Raw genomic sequence first — 6,141 nt, 5'->3', positions numbered from 1 at the left:
CGGTCCTCCGCGCGCGAGACGGCGGCCCGCGTGGCGGCGGGCGCGCTGGCCCGCAAGGTGGTGCCGGGCCTCGTCGTGCGCGGCGCGCTCGTCTCGATGGGCGAAAAGACCATCGATCGCGCCAACTGGGACTGGGACTTCGTCGACGACGCGGAAAATCCCTTCTTCACGCCCGACCGGTCCTCCGTGCCCGTCTTCGCCGGGTATCTCGACGGCATCCGCAAGGCGGGCTCCTCCGTCGGCGCCGTCATCGAGATCGTCGCCGAGGGCGTTCCGCCCGGCCTCGGCGCGCCGATCTACGCCAAGCTCGACCAGGACATCGCCTCGTTGCTGATGTCCATCAACGCGGTCAAGGGCGTCGAGATCGGCAACGGCTTCGAGGCCGCGCGCATCACCGGCGAACAGAACGCCGACGAGATGCGCATGGGCAATGACGGCGTGCCGCTGTTCCTGTCCAACAAGGCTGGCGGCATTCTCGGCGGCATCTCCACCGGCCAGCCGGTGGTGGCCCGCTTCGCCGTCAAGCCCACCTCGTCCATCCTGACCGAGCGCCAGTCGATCGACCTCGACGGCAACAATGTTCAGGTCCGCACCAAGGGTCGCCACGATCCCTGCGTCGGCATCCGCGCCGTGCCCATCGGCGAAGCCATGGTCGCCTGCGCCATCGCCGACCATTATCTGCGCCACAGGGGACAGACGGGGCGGTGAGCGAGGCAGGCAGACGGGCCACGGTCTCGTTTCTGGACTGCCCTTGCCGTCGGCGTAGAAAATACGTATTTTACGTCGATTGAAGCGGGGAGATGGCCCATGCGTGCTTTCAGTTCCGTCGACTTGCAGAAGCAGACCGGAGACGTTCAGCGGGCGGCGAATCGGGAAGGTGCGGTCATTACGTCCCACGGAAAGCCCCGGACCGTCATGCTTTCCGTCGAGGAATTCTGCCGGTTGAAACGCATCGCGGGAGAGGCCGTCGAGCCCGAATTGCAGCGGCACGGGTCACGGACCCTCCGTCCGCGCCCAGATCCGCTGGGATACGACGTGCGGCACTTCGAAACGGCCGCCCTGAGGATGGCCCACGAGGCCTTGTCGGGCGTCGGTGAAGACGCGGTCGAGATGGAACTCGCTGCGATTCGACGGAAATTCGGCCGTCCGGGTTTATGATCGAGCGGCCCGAAGGCGCGGATCGGCGGACCCTGCGCTTCCTGATCATGGACAGCACGCCGCTCTCCCTGCTGGGATGCATCGGGGCGCTGGACTGGCTGTTCCTGCCCGGTTGCCCCGTGATGATCACCGACATGGTTGTCACCGAGGTGCTCCGCGAGCCCGGAGAGGGGAAAGATCAGCGGCGCGGCGCGAGAGACGACATCCGCGCTTGGATGGACAGGAACAGGGACCGGCTTACCATTCTGGTGACCCCGGAAGGAGTCCGCTACGAACGTGAAATGAAACTCTGGGAACTCGCTTCGAAGCCGGAGTTCTTGATGCCATCCTGGAGTGATCGCGGCGAGCGGAGCCTCCTGTCCGCCGTTCAGGACCTCAAGCAGGCTCTCGCGCGTGGAGAGGAGATTGTCGTCATCGTCGACGACAGGGATGCGCGTGACGCCGTTCGGGCTGTCCGCGCGGACCTGACCATGATGGGGACACGGACGTTCATCCGCTGGATGGACGAGGATTTCGGCGCTCCCGGTGCGGACACCGCCTGGCACGCCATCCGGATCGCAACCGCAAGAAAGGCCGACGACGGCGATCCGGAGGACCCGGTCTTCATCCGGCCGTGGAGCGTCTGACAGCCAAACCCTCTTGCGTTCTGCGGCAGCGGGTTTATTCCCCGACTGCCGACTGCCGACTGCCGACTGCCGACTGCCGACTGCCGACTGCCGACTGCCGACTGCCGACCGACCTGCGAGCGAAGCGAGCCCCATGCCCTACGACCAGAAGAAGATCGTCGAAGCCCTGCGCGCCTTCGAGCGCGGCGAGATCGTCGTCGTCATGGACGATGACGGGCGCGAGAACGAGGGCGATCTGATCGTCGCGGCCGTCCATTGCACGCCCGAGAAGATGGCCTTCATCGTGCGCCACACCTCGGGCATCGTCTGCGCGCCGATGCCGCGCGATCAGGCCCGCCGGTTGAACCTGGCGCCGATGGTGGCCGACAACGACGCTCCGCATTCGACCGCCTTCACCGTCAGCGTCGATTTCAAGCACGGCACGACCACCGGCATCTCGGCCGACGACCGGACGCTCACGGTGCGCAATCTGGCCAACGGCAATGTCGGCGCGTCCGATTTCGTCCGGCCGGGCCACATCTTCCCGCTCGTGGCGCGCGAGGGCGGCGTGCTCATGCGTTCGGGCCATACCGAGGCTGCGGTCGACCTCTGCAAGCTCGCCGGCCTGCCACCGGTCGGTGTCATCTGCGAACTGGTCAATGACGACGGCTCGGTCATGCGCGGCCCGCAGGTTTCCGGCTTTGCCGAAACGCACGGCCTCAAGCAGGTCTCGGTCGCCGACCTCATCGCCTACCGCCAGCGCCAGGAAACACTCGTCGAGCGCATCGATTCCTTCGACGTCGAGACGCCGGGCGGCAAGGCGCGCGCCCACACCTACACGCTGCCCTGGGATCCCATGCACCACCTCGCCATCGTCTTCGGCGATATCCGCGACGGCGAGGAGGTGCCGGTCCGTCTGCATCCCGAGGACGTGGTGACCGACATGTTCGGCACCTCGGACCGGCTTCGCCGTATCATGCGCGAGATGGGTGAGAAGCAGCGCGGCGTCATCGTCTACCTGCGCGAGGGGTCCGTCGGCGTCGCTCACCAGCGCCGCGTGCGCCCCGCCCCCGGTACCGAGGAGAGCCATGACGAGGCGCTTCGCCGCGAGAACGAATGGCGCGAGATCGGCCTCGGCGCGCAGATCCTGCGCGATCTGGGCATCTCGTCCATCGAACTCGTCACCTCGCGCGAGCGCCACTACGTCGGGCTGGAGGGCTTCGGCATCCGCATTGCCCGCACCCAGATCATGGACAAGGACTGAGACGGATCGGAGCGGCGGGTTTTCCCACTCGGGCGCGGCCGTGCTGCGGGCGGGAGCCACAAGCCTGTTGACGGGCGTCCGCCGGGCTCATGGGGCTGTGGCAAAGCGGCCGCGCACGTCCTAAGTTCTCGCCATGACAACGCGCCTCTACACGCACCCCATCTATCTCGAACACCTCACCCCCTCCGGCCATCCCGAGCGGCCCGACCGGCTGCGCGCCATCGGCCGCGCGCTGGAGCACGAGAGCTTCGACGATCTCGACCGGGTGGAATCGCCGCAGGCCGATCCTTCCGCCGTGCTGCTTGCCCATCCCGAGGAGTATCTGGAGCGCGTGCGGGCGGCCATGCCCGAGGAAGGGCAGGGGCTCGTGCGCGTCGACGCCGACACTTCGGCCAGCCCCAAGACATGGGAAGCGGCCCTTACCGCCATCGGCGCGGCCAATGCCGCCGTCGACGACGTCTTCACGGGCAAGGCCGACAACGTCTTTGTCGCCGCCCGTCCGCCCGGCCATCATGCAGAGCGGGCGACCGCGATGGGCTTCTGCCTGTTCAACAACGCCGCCATCGCTGCCCGCCACGCCCAGAAGGCCCACGGCGCCGAGCGCGTCGCCATCGTCGACTGGGACGTCCACCACGGCAACGGCACGCAGGACATCTTTTGGGACGACCGTTCCGTGCTCTACTGCTCCACCCACCAGATGCCGCTCTATCCCGGCACCGGGGCGAAGGACGAGACCGGCGCCGGCAACATCGTCAACGCGCCCCTGTCGGCGCACACGGGCTCGGACGTCTTCCGCGACGCCTTCCGCTCGCGCATCCTGCCGGCGCTCGACGATTTCCGCCCCGACCTGATCATCATCTCCGCCGGCTTCGACGCCCATCATCGCGACCCGCTGGCCGAGATCAACCTCGACGAGGCGGACTTCGACTGGGCGACCGCCGAGCTGATGGACCGCGCCGACCGCTTCAGTTCCAACCGGCTTGTCAGCCTTCTGGAGGGTGGCTACGACCTCCAGGGCCTGGCCATGTCGGTCGCGGTGCATGTTCGGCGGCTGATGAAGGGATAGCGACAGATGACCGACAAGGCCAATGACGACGTGCGCGCCATGAGCTTCGAACAGGCGCTGGAAACGCTGGAACGCATCGTCGATGATCTCGAGAAGGGCGACGTGCCGCTGGAGAAGTCGATCGCCATCTACGAGCGCGGCGAAGCCCTCAAGCGCCATTGCGACAAGCTGCTCAAGGCCGCCGAAGCCAAGGTCGAGAAGATCCGCCTGTCCCGCGACGGCCAGCCGACGGGCGTCGAGCCGCTCGATCCGGACTGATGGGGCGGCGGCGCTCCGGTCGACAGGTTCCGGGTCCGTTGCATGGACCGGTATTCAGGCTTATCGTCTGAGTTTGCCGATCGTCATCTGGTGCAACCGCGAAGGAAGTCGGGCCATGGGCGTCGTGAAACTCTCCGATGCCGAAATCGATCTGGCGACGCTGGTCGAGGCCGTCGAGAACGGCACCGAGACCGAGATCGTCATCGAGCGCGACGGCAAGCCCGCAGCTAGGCTGGTCCCGATCGAAAAGCCGGCAGAGGCGCCCAAGGGAATACGCCTGGGCCTTGCGAGCGGAAAATATCCTCCGATGGACTTCGAGGCCTTCCAGGCCATGGACGCTGAGATCGAAAAGCTGTTCCTCGGCGAGGAGGAGTGAGGCTTCTCCTCGACACCCACGTCGCGATTTGGGCGACCAATACTCCCGAGCGCATCCCCGCACATATCCGTGTGCTGTTCGGCGGTGGGGATGGCACGGTGATGGTTTCGGCGGCCGCCGTATGGGAGATCGCAATAAAGCACGGTCGAGGTCGTCGCGACGCTCCGCCGATGTCGGCGCTGCAAGCCATCGAAGAGTTCGATGCGGCCGGTATCGGCATCCTCGACGTCACCGCTTCCCATGCCGCCTTCGTCGAAAAGCTTCCTCCCCTCCACGGCGATCCCTTCGACCGGCTGATGCTCGCCCAGTCGATCGTGGAGGACATGCACTTCGTCACCTATGATCGCCACCTCCTGCGCTACGATGCGCGGATCCTGACATGGCCCTGAGGATTTCCCCATGAGCTTCTTCCCCGGCAACGACCCCGAGCCCGGCGATGCCTTCGCCTGCGACGCCATCGAGCTGATGGTGATCCCCAACGCCAAGGACATCGGCGGCTTCGAGGTGCGCCGGGCGCTGCCGACGGCGAAACGCCGCCTCGTCGGCCCCTTCATCTTCTTCGACCGCATGGGCCCGGCCATCCTGCGCGCCGGCACGGCCATGGACGTGCGCCCGCACCCGCATATCGGGCTCGCCACCGTCACCTATCTCTTCGACGGAAAGATCCGCCACCGTGATTCGCTCGGCACCGAGATGGTCATTGCGCCCGGCGACGTGAACCTGATGACGGCCGGCCGCGGCATCGTTCATTCCGAGCGCACCCCCGAAGAGCTGCGCGGCGCGCCGATGTCGATCTCGGGCCTGCAGACCTGGATCGCGCTGCCCGACCACAAGGAGGAGATCGATCCGCTGTTCGAAAACACGGCCGCCGCCACCTTGCCGCTGTTTTCCGACGACGGCGCCTCCGGCCGCGTCGTCATCGGCGACTTCTCCGGCGTCCGCTCAGCCGTCCGCACCCATGCCGATACGCTCTATGTCGACATCACGATCGCGCCCGGCGGCCGCGTCCGCATTCCCGCCGATGCCGAGGAGCGCGCCATCTACGTGCTCGACGGCCGCGTCACCATCGCCGGCGACCGCTTTCCCTCAGACCGCCTTCTCGTCTTCCGCCCGGGCGACGAGATCGTCGTCTCGTCGGAGGAGGGCGCCCACCTGATGCTCTTCGGCGGCGCCTCCATCGGCTCGCCGCGCTACATCTGGTGGAATTTCGTCTCATCGTCGAAGGAGCGCATCGAGCAGGCCAAGGAAGAGTGGCGCACCGGCCGCTTCGACATCGTGCCGGGCGACGCCGAGGAGTTCATCCCGCTGCCTGAATGACGACACGTCCCGGCGCGGCAATGTGACCTTCGCCGGCTTGGCATGTCACTCATCGGCATCTCGCGCGTTTACTTTCAACGGCCCAGCGCCTATCTCC

The 6,141-nt window shown here is 66.7% G+C and carries 9 protein-coding genes; all 9 read left to right on the top strand.

Going from position 1 to position 6,141, the window contains the following annotated elements; translation table 11 throughout:
* On the top strand, positions 1 to 708 hold a 708-nt coding region (gene aroC / locus EJC49_RS03245), incomplete at its 5' end, for a chorismate synthase (RefSeq protein ID WP_126698029.1).
* Positions 709 to 807: 99 nt separating this feature from the next.
* Complete coding sequence (locus EJC49_RS03240) at positions 808 to 1,158, top strand: type II toxin-antitoxin system prevent-host-death family antitoxin (protein ID WP_126698028.1); 351 nt, start codon at positions 808 to 810, stop codon at positions 1,156 to 1,158.
* Complete coding sequence (locus EJC49_RS03235) at positions 1,155 to 1,784, top strand: hypothetical protein (RefSeq protein ID WP_126698027.1); 630 nt, start codon at positions 1,155 to 1,157, stop codon at positions 1,782 to 1,784. The genes EJC49_RS03240 and EJC49_RS03235 overlap by 4 nt, the downstream gene beginning before the upstream one ends.
* 133 nt (positions 1,785 to 1,917) lie before the next feature.
* A complete protein-coding gene (ribB, locus tag EJC49_RS03225; protein WP_126698025.1) occupies positions 1,918 to 3,027 on the top strand; it encodes a 3,4-dihydroxy-2-butanone-4-phosphate synthase in 1,110 nt (369 codons plus the stop codon).
* A 133-nt stretch (positions 3,028 to 3,160) separates the two neighbouring features.
* Complete coding sequence (locus EJC49_RS03220; protein WP_126698024.1) at positions 3,161 to 4,093, top strand: histone deacetylase family protein; 933 nt, start codon at positions 3,161 to 3,163, stop codon at positions 4,091 to 4,093.
* Between the two features lie 6 nt (positions 4,094 to 4,099).
* Positions 4,100 to 4,351, top strand: coding sequence for an exodeoxyribonuclease VII small subunit (locus tag EJC49_RS03215; protein WP_126698023.1), 252 nt, complete (start codon positions 4,100 to 4,102; stop codon positions 4,349 to 4,351).
* Between the two features lie 115 nt (positions 4,352 to 4,466).
* Complete coding sequence (locus tag EJC49_RS03210; protein WP_126698022.1) at positions 4,467 to 4,727, top strand: type II toxin-antitoxin system Phd/YefM family antitoxin; 261 nt, start codon at positions 4,467 to 4,469, stop codon at positions 4,725 to 4,727.
* The gene (locus EJC49_RS03205) at positions 4,724 to 5,116 is read left to right on the top strand and encodes a type II toxin-antitoxin system VapC family toxin (RefSeq protein ID WP_126698021.1); all 393 of its coding nucleotides are present in this window, start codon (positions 4,724 to 4,726) and stop codon (positions 5,114 to 5,116) included. Before EJC49_RS03210 ends, EJC49_RS03205 begins: the two co-directional genes overlap by 4 nt.
* A 10-nt stretch (positions 5,117 to 5,126) precedes the next feature.
* On the top strand, positions 5,127 to 6,044 hold the full coding sequence (locus EJC49_RS03200) for a pirin family protein (RefSeq protein WP_126698020.1): 918 nt from the start codon (positions 5,127 to 5,129) through the stop codon (positions 6,042 to 6,044).
* The last annotated feature ends 97 nt before the right edge of the window (positions 6,045 to 6,141 follow it).

It is taken from the genome of Aquibium carbonis, from assembly GCF_003970795.1.
In the GTDB taxonomy this organism is placed as follows: domain Bacteria; phylum Pseudomonadota; class Alphaproteobacteria; order Rhizobiales; family Rhizobiaceae; genus Aquibium; species Aquibium carbonis.
This window is presented reverse-complemented; position numbering and strand designations above follow the sequence as displayed.